General features: G+C 56.6%; 14 protein-coding genes. 3 read left to right on the top strand and 11 right to left on the bottom strand.

What is annotated here, in order from left to right; translation table 11 throughout:
- Window positions 1-6: 6 nt before the first annotated feature.
- From HGAS_RS06015 to HGAS_RS05990, 6 genes are all read right to left on the bottom strand, one after another.
- Window positions 7-366, bottom strand: coding sequence for an NADH-quinone oxidoreductase subunit A (locus HGAS_RS06015; RefSeq protein WP_019126942.1), 360 nt, complete (start codon window positions 364-366; stop codon window positions 7-9).
- Between the two features lie 34 nt (window positions 367-400).
- Entirely contained in the window at window positions 401-1,657 is a 1,257-nt protein-coding gene (locus HGAS_RS06010) for a geranylgeranyl reductase family protein (protein WP_034234069.1), read from the bottom strand.
- A gap of 210 nt (window positions 1,658-1,867) precedes the next feature.
- The gene (locus HGAS_RS06005) at window positions 1,868-3,364 is read right to left on the bottom strand and encodes a glycoside hydrolase family 36 protein (protein WP_019126940.1); all 1,497 of its coding nucleotides are present in this window, start codon (window positions 3,362-3,364) and stop codon (window positions 1,868-1,870) included.
- Between the two features lie 131 nt (window positions 3,365-3,495).
- Entirely contained in the window at window positions 3,496-4,851 is a 1,356-nt protein-coding gene (locus tag HGAS_RS06000; RefSeq protein ID WP_019126939.1) for an ABC transporter substrate-binding protein, read from the bottom strand.
- Window positions 4,852-4,882: 31 nt separating this feature from the next.
- Window positions 4,883-5,761, bottom strand: coding sequence for a carbohydrate ABC transporter permease (locus tag HGAS_RS05995; RefSeq protein WP_019126938.1), 879 nt, complete (start codon window positions 5,759-5,761; stop codon window positions 4,883-4,885).
- An 11-nt stretch (window positions 5,762-5,772) separates the two neighbouring features.
- Window positions 5,773-6,780: a carbohydrate ABC transporter permease gene (locus HGAS_RS05990; protein ID WP_019126937.1), complete on the bottom strand. Its 1,008-nt coding sequence runs from the start codon at window positions 6,778-6,780 to the stop codon at window positions 5,773-5,775.
- Window positions 6,781-6,927: 147 nt separating this feature from the next.
- On the opposite strand from HGAS_RS05990, the gene HGAS_RS05985 reads away from it, so the two are divergent.
- Window positions 6,928-8,625: a DUF4832 domain-containing protein gene (locus tag HGAS_RS05985; protein ID WP_019126936.1), complete on the top strand. Its 1,698-nt coding sequence runs from the start codon at window positions 6,928-6,930 to the stop codon at window positions 8,623-8,625.
- A 114-nt stretch (window positions 8,626-8,739) separates the two neighbouring features.
- A complete protein-coding gene (locus HGAS_RS05980) occupies window positions 8,740-9,900 on the top strand; it encodes an ROK family transcriptional regulator (RefSeq protein ID WP_019126935.1) in 1,161 nt (386 codons plus the stop codon).
- A gap of 63 nt (window positions 9,901-9,963) precedes the next feature.
- Here HGAS_RS05980 and HGAS_RS05975 read toward each other — a convergent pair whose 3' ends face one another.
- Together HGAS_RS05975 and HGAS_RS05970 are read right to left on the bottom strand one after the other, a co-directional pair.
- Window positions 9,964-11,145, bottom strand: a complete 1,182-nt coding sequence (locus HGAS_RS05975) for a Gfo/Idh/MocA family protein (RefSeq protein ID WP_019126934.1) — start codon at window positions 11,143-11,145, stop codon at window positions 9,964-9,966.
- 131 nt (window positions 11,146-11,276) lie between these two features.
- Window positions 11,277-11,993 (bottom strand): class I SAM-dependent methyltransferase, encoded by a 717-nt coding sequence (locus tag HGAS_RS05970; RefSeq protein ID WP_019126933.1) that lies wholly within the window; start codon window positions 11,991-11,993, stop codon window positions 11,277-11,279.
- Window positions 11,994-12,067: 74 nt separating this feature from the next.
- Here HGAS_RS05970 and HGAS_RS05965 point away from each other — a divergent pair, with 74 nt between their 5' ends.
- Window positions 12,068-13,360, top strand: coding sequence for an isochorismate synthase (locus HGAS_RS05965; RefSeq protein WP_019126932.1), 1,293 nt, complete (start codon window positions 12,068-12,070; stop codon window positions 13,358-13,360).
- Window position 13,361: 1 nt separating this feature from the next.
- On the opposite strand, the gene HGAS_RS05960 is transcribed toward HGAS_RS05965, so the two are convergent.
- Genes HGAS_RS05960 through HGAS_RS05950 form a run of 3 tightly spaced genes read right to left on the bottom strand, consistent with a single transcriptional unit; the run spans window position 13,362 to window position 17,649 of the window.
- A complete protein-coding gene (locus tag HGAS_RS05960) occupies window positions 13,362-14,795 on the bottom strand; it encodes a S1C family serine protease (protein ID WP_019126931.1) in 1,434 nt (477 codons plus the stop codon).
- 44 nt (window positions 14,796-14,839) lie between these two features.
- Window positions 14,840-16,564 carry a 2-succinyl-5-enolpyruvyl-6-hydroxy-3-cyclohexene-1-carboxylic-acid synthase gene (gene menD, locus HGAS_RS05955; RefSeq protein WP_019126930.1) on the bottom strand — a complete coding sequence of 575 codons (1,725 nt, stop codon included), beginning with the start codon at window positions 16,562-16,564 and terminating at the stop codon, window positions 14,840-14,842.
- 23 nt (window positions 16,565-16,587) lie between these two features.
- A complete protein-coding gene (locus HGAS_RS05950) occupies window positions 16,588-17,649 on the bottom strand; it encodes an o-succinylbenzoate synthase (protein WP_019126929.1) in 1,062 nt (353 codons plus the stop codon).
- Between the last annotated feature and the right edge of the window lies 1 nt (window position 17,650).

Raw genomic sequence — 17,650 nt, 5'->3', positions numbered from 1 at the left:
CTTACCTCAGTAGTCCAGTCCGCCGCGGCGCCATTCGTAGATATAGGGGACGGTGATCACCGCGATGAAGGTCAGCATGGCAACCAATCCGAAAAGTCCCAGCTGGTTGAAGCTCACGGCCCACGGGTACATGAACACGACTTCAATGTCGAAGACAATGAAGGTCATAGCTACCAGGTAGTAGCGCACAGGAAAGCGTCCACGCTCCAGGTGCTGCTCCGTGGGGTCGATTCCGCATTCATAGTTATCGGCCTTCGTGCGATTCTTGCGCGTTGGCCCCAGAATTGCGGATGCGCCCAGCCCGCCCAGCGCCAAGACCATGGCGGCTGCAGCCATGATCAGCAGCGGAACATAGGGATTTGTCATCGTTCCTCCCACATCGGGTGTACCTTCGTAGCCATCATGCTGATGGCACCATCTTGGATAGGGTCGTAATCAGTCGGTCGTCGAAGTCGCCGCCTTGGCGTTCGAAGCCATCCGACAGAAGTTTGTGAACCAGGGTCATCAGGCGCGGGATGGGCAGACCGTAGGTCGTGCACAGGCGCATGATTCGCGGATTTTCAATGAGACGAACAAAGATGCGTCCCAACTGGTAGTAACCGCCGTATTCGTCGCGGATCCGTTGGGGATAGGCGCTCATCGCTCGGTCAACGCCAGCGCGGTGCGTGCGGGCAAGAGCCTGAGCCATGGCCTCGGCCGCGTAGCGTCCAGCCTTCATCGCGGGTGCGATTCCTTCTCCGTTAAAAGGAGAAACCATTCCGCCGGCATCGCCGACAATGACGAATCCATTGGTGTAGTGGGGCTGACGGTTAAGGCTCATCGGCAAAGCTGCGCTGCGGAGCTCACCGATTTGATTCTCTGGGGTAAATCCCCAATCCTCGGGAAGGTTGGCCATCCACTGTTCGAAAACCTGACGATAGGGCAGGTTTGTCGCACTTGCCGTCGAGGCCACAGAGCCCAGTCCGACATTGACGACGCCATCCCCCATGGGGAAGATCCAGCCGTATCCAGGAAGCAGATCCGAGTGCCCGGGTTCGCCCGCCCAGAGTTCCAGGTGCGATTCCATCCACTCTTCGTTGCCACGAGGGGAACGGAAGTAGGTGCGCGCCGCAACGCCCATGGGACGCTTGGGATTCTTTTCAATTCCGAGGCGGGTGGAAACCTTTGCAGAGACGCCACCAGCATCCACAACCAGCTTGGCGCGGATTGTCACGTCCTGGGCATTCTTGCCACGGCCTCGACGCGCGCGAACACCACAGATTCGGTGCGCGGAGTCTTGGAGGGCCTCGGTAACGGTGAGTTCTTCTTCGAGGCGAGCTCCCGCACTCTGTGCACGCTGGACCAGTGCGTGGTCAAGATCCATGCGCGCGCGAGTCATTCCGTATCCCGGAAGTGAAGCCTGATCGGGCCACTCCATGTGGATGGTGTGGCCACCGCCAATGACGGTCAAACCGCGGTTTCGTGCCCAACCAGAAGTATCGACACCCATGAGGATGAGCTCTTGGACGGCGGCGGGAGTCAGGCCATCACCACAGATCTTGTCGCGCGGGAAACGTGCCTTATCGACAAGAAGGACGTCAATACCAAGGGTTGCCAAATGATAGGCGGTAGATGCACCACCTGGGCCAGCGCCGACAATAACGACATCAGCGTTCATGTCTTGGGCCTGTTGGCTCACCACGCCTCCTTCACGCTCCACGCAACGACGAACCTATATCGGGGTCCAGTTCAGACCATAGTCACCGGTATACGAAGCCGCGAAAGCACGCCAAAAAGTCCGTGAGAACAACACTTTAGGGGCGTGAGCGAGCACACACCCGTATTCAATTTGCACATATGTTTGTTGCGTTAATCGGCGCGGAAATCCTTAGGAAACCGGGTAGCAGTGCTCCGGCTCGGCCAAACCGGGACCGAAGTCAACCTCTCGACCGTCCAGAGACCAGACATTTCGCGAGATCTGCTGGACGTCCTCGTGGCGAGCAAGCCACTGGCTCAGCTCTGCCTGTTCCTGCTCCGTCAGCCATACCAGAGGGTCGGAAGATGACTTAAAACCGGCGACCGCAGCAACGTCCTGAAGCCACCCAATCTGCTGATCATTCAGCAGGTTCTTCATGTGGCGGAAGAAGATGACATCGGGGTCAACATCGATGAGCTCACGCAGCCATAGCCGCGATACAGAACCCATAAAAGCATTGCGCGCTTCTGCGTCGGAACGATCATCAGTCGCGTAGTTCTTCCAAATGGGCGCAACATCGCAGCCCACTCGAATTCCATCGTAGAGCCCGATCGCAGGGATGATCAGGGCACCAGAACCCAGAAGGTAGGTGCCCTCCCCTGCAGCCTCACGCAAAATCTGCGAACCCAAAACAAATGCGTCATCGGGGCTTGCTTCGCGATCAAAACGCACGCCTTCAATGGCCGCTGCGTTAATAAAGTCCGTCTTGATATAGCGGATCCCAGCCTCAAGCAGGTATCCGATGGTGTCGCGCAGATATTCCTGCGCCAGAGGGTGCGTCGTATCCAGCGCATAGTAGGGACCGCCCCAGTTGTATCCGGCGATAGCGAGCTTCCCATCTTCGTCGTGAACGAAAGCTTCGGGGTGCGCTTGAAGGAAAGGCGTTCCTTCGCGAGCAATGAAGGGAGCGATCCACAGACCGGGAGTCACGCCGAGATCGGAAATGTAACGCGCACAGGCCGCAAGATCGTGTCCAAACTTCGCATTCGGACGCCAATCGCCTACATTTAGCTGCCAACCATCATCAATTTGCAAGGCTGTGAAACCAAGTTTTGCAAGCCCGGGAAGCTGTCCCGCAAGAACGTCCCAGGAAACGTTTTCGTAGTAGGAATACCAGGAACACCACACGCGCGGTGCCTGACCGGGGCTACGACGCCGAGAGCGCAGCTGCTCCACATAGGCCTCGAAAATCTCCGCTTCACTGCCCCAGCTCACAAACCAGCGAGCCGGACGAATCTCGTCGAAGCCAACAAAAACATCTTCATCGGCACGAACCTTCGGGTGCCCACCCGCGAGCGCACCGATGAGGAAACCTGCGCCACCCTCTTCTTCAACGACCGCACCGATCCACGAACCGTGGTGGCGGACGGCGTCATCTGCGCCCGGGTCATCGGCGGTTGTCCGACGTTCATCAGAGGGAACGCGCAGCGGCGCATCGCTCAGCGAATTCCAGCCCGAGGGCGACCAAGAATTGTGCCCACTGCGGTAGTACTGGCCACTTTCCATTCCGTGGAGCAGCGCGACACGGCTGGCGTCAATGATTGCGTAGTTGTCACCCTGCTCGATGAGCTGAGCATCGGCTGACGCGCTCAAAGTGGCGTTGGGAAGGGAAAGTACCAGACGTTGCATGATCGTTCTTTCATTGACGAGGCCGCGGGAAGCGGTGCAGAAGGAAAGGAAAGTTTTGGGTTTGGGTGTGGAAAGCGGGTCCCGCCGCCCTGCGATTGGGTAATCGACGGGGGCGGGACCCGCTCAGTGGCTTACTTGAGCAGAGCGTTTGCCTTCTCGTTGGCCGCGGTCATGGTCGCCTGAGGATCGGCGCCACCGGCGACCTCCTGGATTGCGTCCTGGATCAGAGCGTTGACCTCGTCACCGTGTGAGAAGACGGGAACCGGGAAGGTCTCCTTGTTCTCAACGACGGTGGTGAATGCCGAGTTGTCCTGGCCCTTTGCCTCGCGTGCCTTCAGGGACGCCTCGGTACCCTTGATGCTGGCGGGGAAGATGACGCCGGACTCGCCGACCTTGATCTGGCACTTGTCGGAAGCCATGTAGGCGATCCACTTGAATGCCTCATCGGGGTGCTTCGAACCGCTCCACACGACGTCGTGCAGGCCGTTCATGGCGCTACGACGTCCAACGGGGCCGATCGGAAGGGGTGCGTAGGCGAACTTCTTCTGCGCATCTGCACCCAGGTAGGAAGAGACGGTGAAGGAACCGGCGATGGTCGATGCAGCAATACCTGCGTTCATCGTTGCGTCGGTGCCCAGCGAGGACTGCTTATCGAACTTGGGGGCGTAGCCCTTCTCGATGAGCTGACGTTCCCAAGCGAGGGTGTCGACCAGGCTCTTATCGGCGAAGTTGAACTTGGTGGGGTTCACGGTCTTGTCGCCGTAGGTGAAGCCGTTGGAAGCGGCGAATTCGCCCCAGCCGTTCTGGCCGATTGCGCCGTCTGCCCACTCGGGGTAGTAGCCGTAACGCTTGACGTTGTTCTTATCGAATGCCGGGTCAAGTCCGTTGTGGCCATTGGCGTCAACTGTGGTCTTTGCAACGAATTCCTGGAAGGTGCCGCCATCGGTGGGGTTCCAGGTCAGCTTGGCCATGTCTTCCTTGGTGTAGCCAGCTTCCTTTGCGACCTCGGTGTCGTAGAGCAGACCCATGGTGTCCCAGTCCTTGGGCAGGCCGTAACGCTTGCCCTCGAACTTCGACAGATCAGCAAGTCCGGGCTGGTAGATGGAGTCATCGATTCCAGCTTCCTTCGCCTTGTCAGTGATATCCAGAATCTGCTTGGAATCAATGAACTGGAGAAGACGCGTGGAGTGATCGACGAAGGTGTCGGGGGCGTTCGATGCTGCCAGCTGAGTGGTCAGCGTATCCCAGTACTGACCCCATGCGGTCTGGGTGATCTTGACGGTGATGTTCGGGTTTTCTGCGTGGAAGTCGTCAGCGCACTTCTGGTACAGAGGAGCTTGACGGTCATCCCACAGCCAGTAGCTGACGGTCACACCGTCGCCCGATGCCGAGGAACTCGAGGTGCTCGAGGAGTTGGCGTTGCACGCGCCCAGGGACAGCGCCATTGCTGCGACAATCCCCGCTGAGACTACGGTACGAGTTTTCATGTGTGGTTCTTTCTCTTCAGGCACTTTCGTGCTATTTGATTCCAGAGAAGTTCAGGGACTCAACCAGCTTGCGTCCCATGAGAATCAGGAGGATCAGGACCGGGATGACGCTGAGCGTTGACCCTGCCATGAGTCCGGTCCAGTCGGGTGCCCTATTGGGCGATTGCTGCTGGAAAATTCCCAGAGCAACGGTGAGGAGCTGAGCGCCTTCGCGCCCGGTCAGCAGCGGCCAGAGGAAGTCTTTCCACATGCCGATGATCGTAATGAGGGTCATCGTCATGATTGGTCCTGCGGACATGGGGATGGTTACTTTGAAGAAACGGCGGACGGGTCCCAATCCGTCAAGCATTGCCGCTTCCTCCACTTCCCGAGGCAGGGAGAGGAAGAACTGCCGCAGGAAGAAGATTGAGAAGGGTGCCATGAAAAGTGCGGGAAGCATCATGCCCTGCATCGTGTTCAGCCAGCCAAGCTGCTTAATCAACACGTAGTTCGGCAGAAGCGAGAAGATCCCGGGGATCATGAGCGCACCAATGACGCACGCAAAGAGCGCATTTTTGAAGGGGAACTTCAAACGGGCGAAAGCGTAGGCCGCGCATGAAGCGAAGAAGGTCTGAATGATGGCAATACCGCCCGCGTAAATCAGCGAGTTCGTTGTTGCAATAGCGAAGTTGATCGTTGCTCCACTACCACCGGCTGCCATGGCTTCTTCAACGGAAACCAATCCAAGAATTCGCTTGAAATTAATCATCGTCGGGTGCGATGGCCACAGCCTCGTTGATTCGGCAATGAGATCGGCCTGCGGTGTGATCGCCGTGCGGATCATCCAATAGAAGGGGAAAACCGTCACAAGAACTGCGATCGCAATGATTGCCCACGCGACAACTTTGGAAGGTTGGAATTTCTTGAGCATGATTGGTCCCCTTAGGCCAGATCCGACGAGCCGGCGCGCATGAGGCGCAATTGGATTGCAGTGAAGATTGCCAGAACGACAACCAGGAGCATTGCGACGGCCGAGGCGTAGCCCATCTTCAGGAAGGTGAAGCCCTGCTGGTAGATGTAGTAGTAAATGACGCGAACTGCGGGAATTGGATGTCCGGCGTAACCGATCTGAACCGTATCGAAGATCTGGAAGGATCCAATCAGACCCATGACCAGGACCAGAACCAAAACAGGACGCAGAAGCGGAAGCGTAATTCCGAAGAACATTCGCGTCTCGCCAGCACCATCTAGCGACGCACTTTCATAGAGTTCACCGGGGATCTGCAGCATGCCTGCGTATAAAAGCAGTGCGGTGTATCCGGTGTAGGCCCAGATATTAATTCCAGCGACGATCGGCATTGCTGCGTTGGCGTTGTAGAAAGTCACGCCATCAACACCAACCATTGAAAGTAGGTGAGTAACAAAACCGATATTCGAATCGAGGAGCCATCCCCAGATCAGCGCGATGGCGACATTGGGAACAAGCCACGGCAAGAGCAAGAGTGAGCGAACCCAGGTTGCGCGAGCAAATCGCTGCATGAGTGCTGCAAGAAGCAATCCGAGGAAAGTCTGTCCCACGATGTTGTACAGCGCGTAAGCAATGGTGACTTTGAAGGCGTTCCAGACTTCCTTATCGGCAATTGCCTTGCTGTAGTTGTCCAGGCCAACCCAGTTGGCCTCGCCGATCAGGTTGAAGTCTGTGAATGAGTACCACAGGCCCCGAAGTGCGGGGTAGACGTAGAAGATGAAGAAACCGATGAAGGTTGGAATGAGGAAGATAGCTGCTGCCCGGCGATCATCGCGACGCTTGAGCGTGCGAGTTCCAGCCGCATCTGCGCTCGAGCGCAGACCCTGCTTCTTGCCTGCCAGCTGCGCTCCCTGTTGCGCGCTGGTTTTCTGCGAATCAGAACCGGTCCCTGACCGGTCTTCCGCAAGTGTGGGGCTCTTCATTGAGTACACCTCCATTGCTGTGACAGGCACTAATTAAACACCTTGAACAAAGTTTGTCAAGACCATTGACAAAGCTGATCCCACTCTGCTTCACTACTTGTCACGAGCTCAATGACAGAGCTCAATCGCCCGAAAGGACTCTCGACGATGAGAAAAACACCAGCTTTTCTTCTCTCAGGCGCACTCGCGACGGCACTGACGATTGCCGCCCTGCCGGCCACGGCCTCGGATTCAGGAAATGGGGAATGGACGCAACTCAAGAGCGCCCCGGCCCCCGTTTCCAACCCTCTCAAGGGTTTCTTCCCCTTCGCGCCCGACGATGGAAGCGAGTTGCCTGCCGCAGAAGGCGCGCTTCCCTACACGATGGAATGGACTTACTTCCCTGTCAGTGACGTTGTCACCGCAAAGGGTGTCTACGACTGGAGCAAGGTCGACAAGATGCTCGATGCTATTGCCTCCCGCGGCCACCAAGCAGTGTTCCGTTTCTACCTTGACTACCCCACCAGGAAGTCCGGAGTTCCGCAGTATCTCATCGATGAAGGAATCAACACTTCCCGTACCTACACGGTCTTTGATAACAATCGCGTATCATTCTCGCCCGACTACAACGACCCCCGTGTTCAGGAAATGATGCTTGATTTCGTCAAGGCACTGGGCGAAAAGTATGACGGTGATGCGCGCGTGGGTTATCTGACCGCCGGACTCATCGGTTTCTGGGGAGAAGACCACACGTGGCCCATGAACGGCGAAGTGAGCGCAGACAACCCCAAGGGTGAAAACTGGATGCCCAGCGACGAATTCCGTGCCAAGCTGGTTGCCGCATGGGACAGCGCATTCAACGACACCCACATTCTGTACCGCCTTCCCACCGAGGCAACGAAGGCCCACCACATGGGCTACCACGATGACTCTTTCGCCTACTCAACCCTTGACAATGTTGACTGGCACTTCATGGCACACATGAAGAATCAGGGCGAAGACAAGGCATGGCAGAACGTTCCGATCGGTGGCGAAGTCTACCCGCCATTGCAGACCTGCATCTTCTCTCAGCCTTTGAATTGCCCGGGTGCGGAAGCAGAAAAAGCACAGGGTCGCAATTTCGACATGATTGAGTCCATCAAGGCCACCCACGCGACTTGGCTCATCAACCACAAGGCTTTCCTTGTCGGATACAAGGGCGCAGACCTGGAGCGAGCAAAGGAAGCAAATGCCCTCATGGGCTACACCCTGAGCGCTAAGAAGGCTCGGACGACCGTGAAGGATTCCTCCGTCACCGTCGAAGCAGAGATCGCTAACACCGGCCTCGCCCCCTTCTACGCGAATTGGCCAATCGAGGTCGCGCTGGTAAACAGCAAGGGAGAGAAGGTCGTTTCCAAGACCATTGAGTCCCCGCTTCCCTCTGTTCAGCCCGGATCTTCAACGACTGTCGAGGCCACGCTTGACCTGAGCAGTGGCGCTGGAGAACGTGGCGCCCAGGCAGCTACCGCCCCCGCAAGCGGAGATCTCACTGCAGTCCTTCGGGTTGTCAATCCGCTACCCAATGGCGTACCTGTGGCATTTGCAAACGAAGCAATGGGCACAACCCTTCCCGGCTACTTGAGCCTGGGAACGGTGTCTTTGGGCACCTCGCTTCCGGCTCTGCCTTCCACGCCAAAGGGCAATGACTCGAACACGCCCGGCGGTTCCACTGAAGCCAAGGCAGCTAGCACTTCTACTGAAAAGCAGAGTGCAGAAGCCCCCAAGACGAAGCTGGCGCGCACCGGCACCGTCGGTGGCGCTGTTCTTGCAATCGCAGCGGGGGCGCTTGGGCTTGGAGCCCTTCTGATTCGCCGCACGCGCGCCTGATAGGCGTCGCAACTGTCGAGTATTCAGAATTATTCGACTCGCCTATCAGCGTAGGCTCAGGATTTCCTTCCTGGGCCTACGCTGAATTGGTCTCATCCCAACGAAGAGAGAGCCATGACTCAGACCTACGGCCCCGACCGCATCAGGGAAATGAATTCCCTCGCGGTGCTCGCGCACCTGCGCGCTATTGAGGACACAACTTCCTCTCAAATTGCTGCCGCAACGGGCCTCTCACGCACTTCGGTCAATGCAACGATCACTGATCTTGAGCGTTTGGGATGGGTCCAATCCCTGCCACCGACCTCACCTCCGACCGGGCGCCCCGCAAAGCGCTACCGTTTCCGTTCAGAGTCGGGTTTCGTCTTGGGTGTCGATATTGGGGCAAACCGAATCGCAACTTCCTTGACCGATCTATGCGGTGAAGAAAAGTGCGCAGAAGAAACCGAATTGGCCCCTTCTTCAGCTGCTCCAAGGCGAATGGAAGCTGTTCAGCACACTATTTCCCACACCCTTGAGAAAAACCCGTCCTATCGAGACGGTCTCGCACTGATTTCGGTCGCAGTTACCGGCCCCGTTGACGAGGCCGGAAGAATGCCTTTCGGCGGTCCTCTTCCCGGTTGGGAGAGCGTGCCAATGGTTCAAGAGCTTCAGGCACGCTACAAACGCCCAGTTACCGTTGAGAATGACTGTAAGTGCGCTCTGGATGCAGAGTCTCACCTTGGCCAGGCGCAAGATGTTTCTTCTGCTGTCTACATCATGGCGGGTGCACGAATTGGCGCGTCCTTCATGATTGACGGAAAGGTCTGTCGGGGCTCAGCCGGTGCGGCTGGAGAAATCGGTGCACTCCCCCACCTCAATTGGTACAAGACGCCCGCACATTTCTTAACACACTCACAGCTTCCTGCTGACCTCTCTCATCGCTCAGCAGCGCGGTGGGTATGCGACCGGATGAGGGATGGCGACGCAGAAGCAACGCGGATTATCAAAGAATTCGCGCGAGACCTTGCCCTTGGAGCAGCAGCGCTGATCCTGACGATTGACCCAGAAGTTCTCATCCTTGGCGGCGGTATCTCGGCATCCGCAGACCTGTGGAAGGATGAGTTTTCTTCACGCCTCGAAGAACTCACGATCCACATGCCCGAAATCCGCGTCTCTCAGCTCGGCGGACGCGGAGTGGTTCAAGGTGCTGTATGCCGCGGAATCGACCAAATTACAGCCCACGCGTGCGGAGAGCAATTACTCCCCGCATCGGAAGTTATTCAGATCGTCTCCTAAATTGATCGTGTCCTAAAAGATTGGGGGGGTGGCCACAGCCACCCCCCACTTTTCACCTGAGTCTCAGGCTCCTCGATCCTGGTTATTCTCGAAGTACCTCGTCAATTCAGGACTGACACGCGGGACATCAAAGGGAAGAGAACCCTCACGCAGTGACTTGGTGGCCAGCACTCCCGCAGCAACGGCCTCGCGAGCCCCCAGCGGCGTCGTATCGGTCCGATCACCCTTGGCAACAAAGCGCAAGAACTCGTCCATCGTTGCGACATCGGCATCATCGTGTCCGCCAGCATCACCCTTAATGGGGATCTCGATATCGCCAGTGGGCTCCCATCCACTGCGGTGCTTCCATACGCGAACAACCCCGCCTTCACCATCGCCAAAGTTTTCCGCTCGACCTTCGGTTCCAATCACGGTGTAGTTACGCCAGTAATCGGGAGTGAAGTGGCACTGTTCGTAGGAAATCAGAGTGCCAGAAGCCTGCCTCATCATGAGCATGGAGACATCCTCGACATCAATCACGGGATTAAGACCGGTCAGAGACGCGGGCGGCCAGTTGTCGAAAGAGAACCAGTCACTCATCACCGCATCAGACTTCTGCCCGCTGCGATCACTAAGCTTTCCGTAGAGCATGAGATCTCCCATGCCAACGACACGCTCGGGGACGGAATCAGACAGCCAGTTCATGACATCAATGTCGTGCGCAGCTTTCTGAAGCAGCAGCCCAGTCGTTCGACTGCGATCTGCATGCCAATCCTTGAAGTAATAGTCACCGCCATTGCCCACAAAGTGACGGCACCAAATTGCTCGGACCTCACCAATCAGACCATCTTGGACGACTTGACGCAGAATGCGCACAACCGCCATGTGTCGCATGTTGTGGCCCACATAGAGCGGAGTCTTGGTCCTGTACGCGGTTTCAAGAACGCGATCAGAACCCTCAATAGTGATCGCGATCGGCTTTTCCAGATAGACCGCAACCCCAGCTTCCAAAAGCGCGCAGGTGATGTCTTCGTGAGTGTCATCAGGGCTGGTAACAATTGCGCAGTCAATGCCCAGTTCCAGCAGCTCATCGAGGGTTTCAAACCACGGGTAATCACCCAAAACTTCTGTCGCGCGCTGGCGCATCGCGGGATTGGGATCGCATCCTCCAACCAGTTCTGCAGGAATCGTGGCTTTGTGGCAATTCTCGGCAATGACGCACCGTGCGCCCAAACCAATCACGCCAACACGTAGGGGTGCAGACATTTTTAGCTCCATTCAGGGGTCATCTTTGACACCCCTATTATGCGCTCTCTACCCCCACTTATGCAAAGGTCTTGACAAAGTCCCCAAGCGAGAAGCTCCGACTCCTCACTCGAGCAAAAACCTGCGGAACTTCAGTGCTTCACAGCGCGATGAAGAGCAACGATCCCACCCGTCAGGTAACGGTATTGGACGTCACTCCACCCGGCCTCGGCAATCAAGTGTGCAACTTCGGGAGCATCGGGCCACTCGCGAATCGACTCCGCCAAGTAGTCATAGGCGACGTCATCTGAAGAAGCTAGGCGCGCAACCAGCGGCATCACATACTGGAGGTGCAATGAATACCCCGCACGCAGAGGCACAGAGGTCGGTGTCGAAAATTCGCAGACGACCAGTCGCCCGCCGGGGCGCACAACGCGAGCCATTTCCTCCAGTGCACGCTTGGGATCTGGAACATTTCGCAGACCGTAGGAAATGGTGACAGCATCGAAAGACTGATCTTCAAAAGGAAGATCCATCGCGTCGCCTTGGACGAATTCAATGTCGGGGTGACGATTGCGTCCTACCTCGATCATGCCGGCGGAAAGATCGCAGGCAACAACGCGCGCACCGCTGCGCGCAATCTCTGCAGAGGAGGCACCCGTTCCAGCTGCTAGGTCCAAAATCCGATCCGAGGGCTTCGGCGCCAGCGCATTGGTCAAAGCCTTCAGCCAGACAAAATTCATTCCGCCGCTCAGCAGTGCATTCATCACGTCATAACGCGAAGAGACATCATCAAACATTGCGGCCACTTGATCTTGAGACTTTCCAAGATCTGCTCGACGCTGCTGGGAGGCAGTCTGTTCACTCATGCATACATTTTCCCATTTACGCGCCACATCGGCACACTTAAGTGGAAGCTCACGCAAAGCACTAGCATTGAACCATGCCCTCCGGACACTTTTCGCCGATCCCTACCCTGTACTGCTGGGTTGAGCGCATCGATCCTTCCTCCCCTCACGGGCATCTTCCATTGACTTCTTTCCTCCCTACCTCTGAAGTTTGCGCGTGGATTCGCGACGAGGCCATGGTCGGCTGGGGACAAGCGTGGCGTTGGCAGCGTGGGAAGGACCGCCCTCCCCTTGTCGAGGCCGGGGAAAACGCCGCGATCACCGAAGCCGCGCGAGTGTGGGATTTAGTTCGCGAGAAAGCGCAGATCCACTGGGCTGAAGGTGCGCGCGATGCCTGGGGACCTGATTTACCGGTCCTTCCAATTGCATTTGCATCCTGCGCTTTTGAGGACGACGGGGAACGTGTTCTGGTTGTACCGACTTTTCTCATCATCACTCGCGGTTCGACACGTTTCTTGGTGACGAGCTCAATCGATTCGCGCGACAAACCTGTTTTTGATGCTGAGGTTATTGATCACCAGCTTCCACCTGCCGAAACGCTGAGTATTGGCCCTGGCGCTATGAACGAGGAGGCATGGTGCGGCGCGGTTGATGAAATCATCGACGCACTTCGCAATGAAGAGGCCGGAAAAGTTGTCATGGCCCGCGACATGACGATCATTTCTGACTCTCCCTTTGATCAGGCCGCTTTGGTTGAGCATCTGCATCAGCGTTATCCCCAAACTTGGACCTTCGCCGTTGCAGGATTAATTGGTGCAACTCCGGAAATGCTGGTCTCCCTTCACCAGGGAAAACTCCATTCACGCGTCCTTGCAGGAAGTAGCAAACCCGAGGATGCAGATTCGCTCCCACTGTCTTTAAAGGATCGTTCTGAACATCTTTTTGCGGTCGAGTCCGTCGTGGCCGCGCTTCTTTCTGTCGCGCAGGATGTTCAAGCGCCCGCACGTCCCGATGTACTGATTCTTCCCAATATTGCCCACCTCAGTTCTGATGTCTATGCAACTTTCCCCCAGGGAAGCGTTCTTGATGCGGTGGCCCAACTGCATCCGACTGCCGCAGTGTGCGGAACTCCCACCGATGACGCACTGGATCTGATTCACGCCTACGAACGCACGGAACGCGAACGTTATTCAGGCCCCGTCGGCTGGATTGATGGTGCGGGAAATGGGGAATTCGGCATTGCTCTGCGTTGTGGTCAATTAGAGAACAACGACCGCACCTTGAGGATCTTCGCCGGCTGCGGAATCATGCCAGATTCATCATCCCGCAGCGAATTGGAGGAGACCCAGACCAAGATGCGGCCGTTGCTCGAGGTTTTAAACCTTTAGCTCAGTGCTCTGACTGAAGCGTGACCTTTGCAGTGTTTTCAACACCGTCACGCACGTAGGTGACGCTCACCTCTTGGCCACCCGTATAGCGACGGACATAACCAACCAAGGACTGCGCCGAGGTGACAGTGTTCCCATCAATCTTGGTGATCACGTCCCCGGCCTTCAAGCCTGCAGCTTCAGCTCCAGACCCCTGGCTCACACCAGAAATCTGCGCGCCCGCGCGGGTGTCGTTTCCTACTCGCGCGGCACCGGTACTGACAGTGACGCCCAATCGAGCATGGTCAACTGTTCCGTTTTGAATGAGCTGATTGACAACCGAAACAACCAAGTCCGAAGGAATCGCGAATCCCAGACCGATTGATCCCGCCTCAGAGTTCGGAGATGAGGAGAGCGATGCAATTGAGGAGTTAATACCGATCACTTGGCCGTGCTCATTAAATAGCGGGCCACCGGAGTTACCGGGGTTGATCGAAGCATCGACCTGAATGGCATTCGTTGTAATCGATTGGCTCTGGTTGCCCTGCTGCTGAAGCTGACCGAAAGGATCCTTTGAGTTGTCCTGATTTTGCGATTCCGAGGCCTGCACCTGAACAGGACGATTGAGAGCAGAGACAATACCCGTTGTCACCGTATTCGAAAGACCAAGGGGCGAACCAATGGCCATGACGGGCTGACCGACCTTGAGATCAGAGGATTGCCCAAACTGAGCAGCAACAAGATCTGAGGGCGGATTCACCAAGCGGATCACCGCAAGGTCAGTGCTCTTATCTGTGCCAACAATCTTTGCTTCGTAGATTCGGCCATCAGTGAGGGTTACTTGAATCCGTCCACTTCCATCAACGACCGAGGAAATGACGTGGTAGTTGGTGACGATGTTTCCAGCCGAATCAACGATCGCACCCGAGCCAATTCCCGAGGAATTCTGAGCCGAAACAGAAATAGTGACGACAGCGGGAGACACGGTTTGTGCGACATTCTCCCAATCAACTGCGGTTCCAGCAGAATTGCTCTGAGCTGGCGCGGAGGTCTGGCTAACCAACGGTGTTGTCACCGAAGAATGCAGGTTTTGCCCAATGACCAGGGTGCCCCCGATGGCTAGGCCCGCGGTGCAGGCCATCGCCAGCACAAGCGCTCCCCAGCCGGGTCCGCGGCGGGGGTTATGCGTCTCAAGAAGAGTAGGGACCGGACCCGCGGGAACTCCAGCCGGACTTTCGCCTTCTGCCGAAGCCTCGGACGAAGGGGACTGAGCAGGAGCGGAAGCATGCGCTGCTTCACTTTCAGAAGTGGTAGGAGTTACTGCAGGAAGTGGCATGGTTTCGTGCTGCATCGGCGCAGACACGCTGCCGCTTTGCGAGGCCGATTGCTGGGCGGATTCTTGCGCGTCAGGCTGAAAGCGCGCATCACCTTGAGGAGTGGTTTCTTCTGGATTCATGACCAACCCATCTCATTTCGTTATCAAATCGTTACATTAGCATCCTACAACGATCGCAAAAATGCAATATCTTTCGTTGGTCGCGAAATGGAGAGCTGCAGCACTTCCAGCCCATCAGCCTCTGTATTCAAAATCGCTCGAAGCTCGGGCATTGAACTCACGCGATGAATCTTCGCCCCATACGCCTGAGCAAGCACAGTGATATCCACGCGCTGAGCGACTCCGAAATAGCGCTCATACACAGCCTTCGAAGCGCGCTGGCCATGCTCCAAACTCTTAAAAATCGAGCCGCCCTGATCATCTAGGACAATGACCCGACAACGGGGAAATTCCTCTCCGAGAGGCATCCCCATCCCAGAGGCATCATGCAAGAAGGTTAAGTCCCCCATTACGGCATGAACCGTTTGCGGGCATTCATATGCTTTTTCCAATGCGCGCGCCCAGCCAAGAGCGGTCGATACATTTCCATCAATTCCCGCAAGGCCTCGGCTCGACCACACCTGCTGGGGAGCTCGATGATCACTCTCAGAATTCCCCTGCGGATCATAGCCGTGGCGTCCGGCAATGAGATCCGCGACCCTGACGGGATTCGATGCGCCAAGGAAAATATGAGAGCAGTCATGCCACAGGGCATCAAGAACACCAATTTCGCTGAGCTCATCACCATAGGAATTGATCAGTTCATCAACCCCGCGAGCCACCGATTGAGCACGTGCAAACAAGTCTTCACACAAAGAACTTTGGATGGCTGCATCCACGCGATCGGATTGGGTGAGCGACGAAACAACGCAGCATGCCATGCCATGCAGATCCGTCCACGCTGCATAGGGAGAGACAACAATGACGCGCTTATCAGAAGCTAGAAGTTTCTGGATCGGACGCGACAATGTTGGACGTCCAGTGACAACAATCTGACCGATTCGTGCAACGACATCAGAATCCGCACACAGAGTCTGCTGGAAGGGAATGAGGACTTCACTGCTCACACCGGTAACCATAGGCTCGGCAAAAACTGGAACCCGCGAGCGCTCAGCCCAGCGCAGCACCGAATCCTGTGCGCCGTGACCAGCAATCACAACCGTTGCAAGATCGGACTTGACCACAGCCTCCGCACTCGGTTCACGCACAATCTGGGAAGGATAGATCTCGGCTCCCCCATCGCGATTTTCCCTAAGCTGAGCGCTATTAGAGGCCTCGGCCTCGTCGCTGGGAGTAAGCGGATCACGGAAAGCGCAGTTCAAGTGGATTGGCCCCGGAGTGCCGGAAGGATGACCAGCAGCAGCTGCAAGAGCACGCGCAACACGGCCAGGAACACTAGCCAATTCAGCGCTGTCCGAGGAAAAGTCCCATTCTCCCCCGATATGGTCGGAAAAAATTCCCTTCTGAGCCATGGTTTGGGACGCGCCAACGCCATGCAATTCAGCGGGACGGTCCGCGCTAATAGCAACAAGAGGAAGACGAGAGTAAAAGGCCTCGCTAATCGCGGGATACAGATGCGTCACCGCACTCCCCGAGGTCGTAATGACGCAGGCGCGCGCAGCTGGGGAACCACTGCCTTGCCCTAACGTTAAGCCAAGGGCAAAAAACGCGGCCGAACGTTCATCCAGGCGAATGTGCACGCGGATTGGGCTCTCACTCAAAGCCTCATACCGCGCAAGCGCATAGGCGAAGGGCGCATTTCTCGATCCGGGGCAGTACACAAAATCGCGAATTCCACCGGCAATCAGGGAATCAATGATGCACTCAGCCAAAGCTTGTGAGGGGTACATACTTCTACTTCTATTCATGATCTTTAACGGTGGGATGCCATCGCATTGAGTCGGTTCACCCAGGATTCACAGAGCCGAGAGTCGGGTGCTGAGGGCGTGATCAGGCTTTCGTTCACAGCAAGATCGGTGGGAATCATATTGCCATCAACTACGCGCACAGGCGAGACCGCGGTATCGCCGCTCAATAGCGAGGCCGTGCCCAGGCCGCATGCGCGTGGTTCCTGATCTAAAGCGCAGGCCACCCGAGCCGCATAATCCAAGCCAAAACTGGTTTCCAAGGCCGAAGAGATCACCAAAGGCATGGGCAGCTCCTCTGCCAATTGGAGAACGGCGCCCGCTCCTCCCAGAGGTTCAACTTTGATCACGGCGACGTCAGCTGCCTCGAGGCGAGCCACCTTGAGTGGGTCTTCCGCTCGACGAATCGATTCATCGGCTGCGAGAGGTACATCTTGTTTGCGCCGCAGCCACGCAAGGTCTTCAACGGCCATGCAGGGCTGTTCAACGTACTCCAGACCGCCTACAGCTTGGGCGGCGCGATTCAGACGAGCAATCCAAGTCAGAGCAGTTTCCCTGTCCCAAGCGCCGTTGGCATCAACACGCACTTTCGCAGATGCACCATGCAATTCAACCAGAGCCTCAGCAACGGCCTGAACACGCTGGCAATCACGCTCAAGGTCAGAACGCGCATCGGCAACCTTGACTTTTGCAGTCGCACAGCCCGGATTATCGAATACCCGCCTGCGCGCATCTTCGGCCGAAATCACCGGAATTGTCACGTTGAGCGGCACTTTTTCGCGCCGAGGCCAGGGTGGCGCTACTCGGGCAGCCTCCAATGCACTAGCAAGCCAGGTAGAGGATTCACGCGGGTCATAATCCCAGAAAGGCGCGCATTCTCCCCACCCGTATTCACCGTGCAGAAGAAGACCTTCGCGAACCTCAATATTGCGAAAGCGCAGGCGCATCGGAATTGAGTAGACCAGCAGACGATCGATTCCTTCTACAACCATTCGAGTCTTGGCGGGAAGCGAATCCACAGAAAGTTCGTGGAGGCGAACAGCTGAAGACGCGCTGCCGATATCCCCCACG

Source organism: Actinomyces sp. ph3, assembly GCF_000308055.1.
GTDB lineage: Bacteria > Actinomycetota > Actinomycetes > Actinomycetales > Actinomycetaceae > Pauljensenia.
This window is presented reverse-complemented; position numbering and strand designations above follow the sequence as displayed.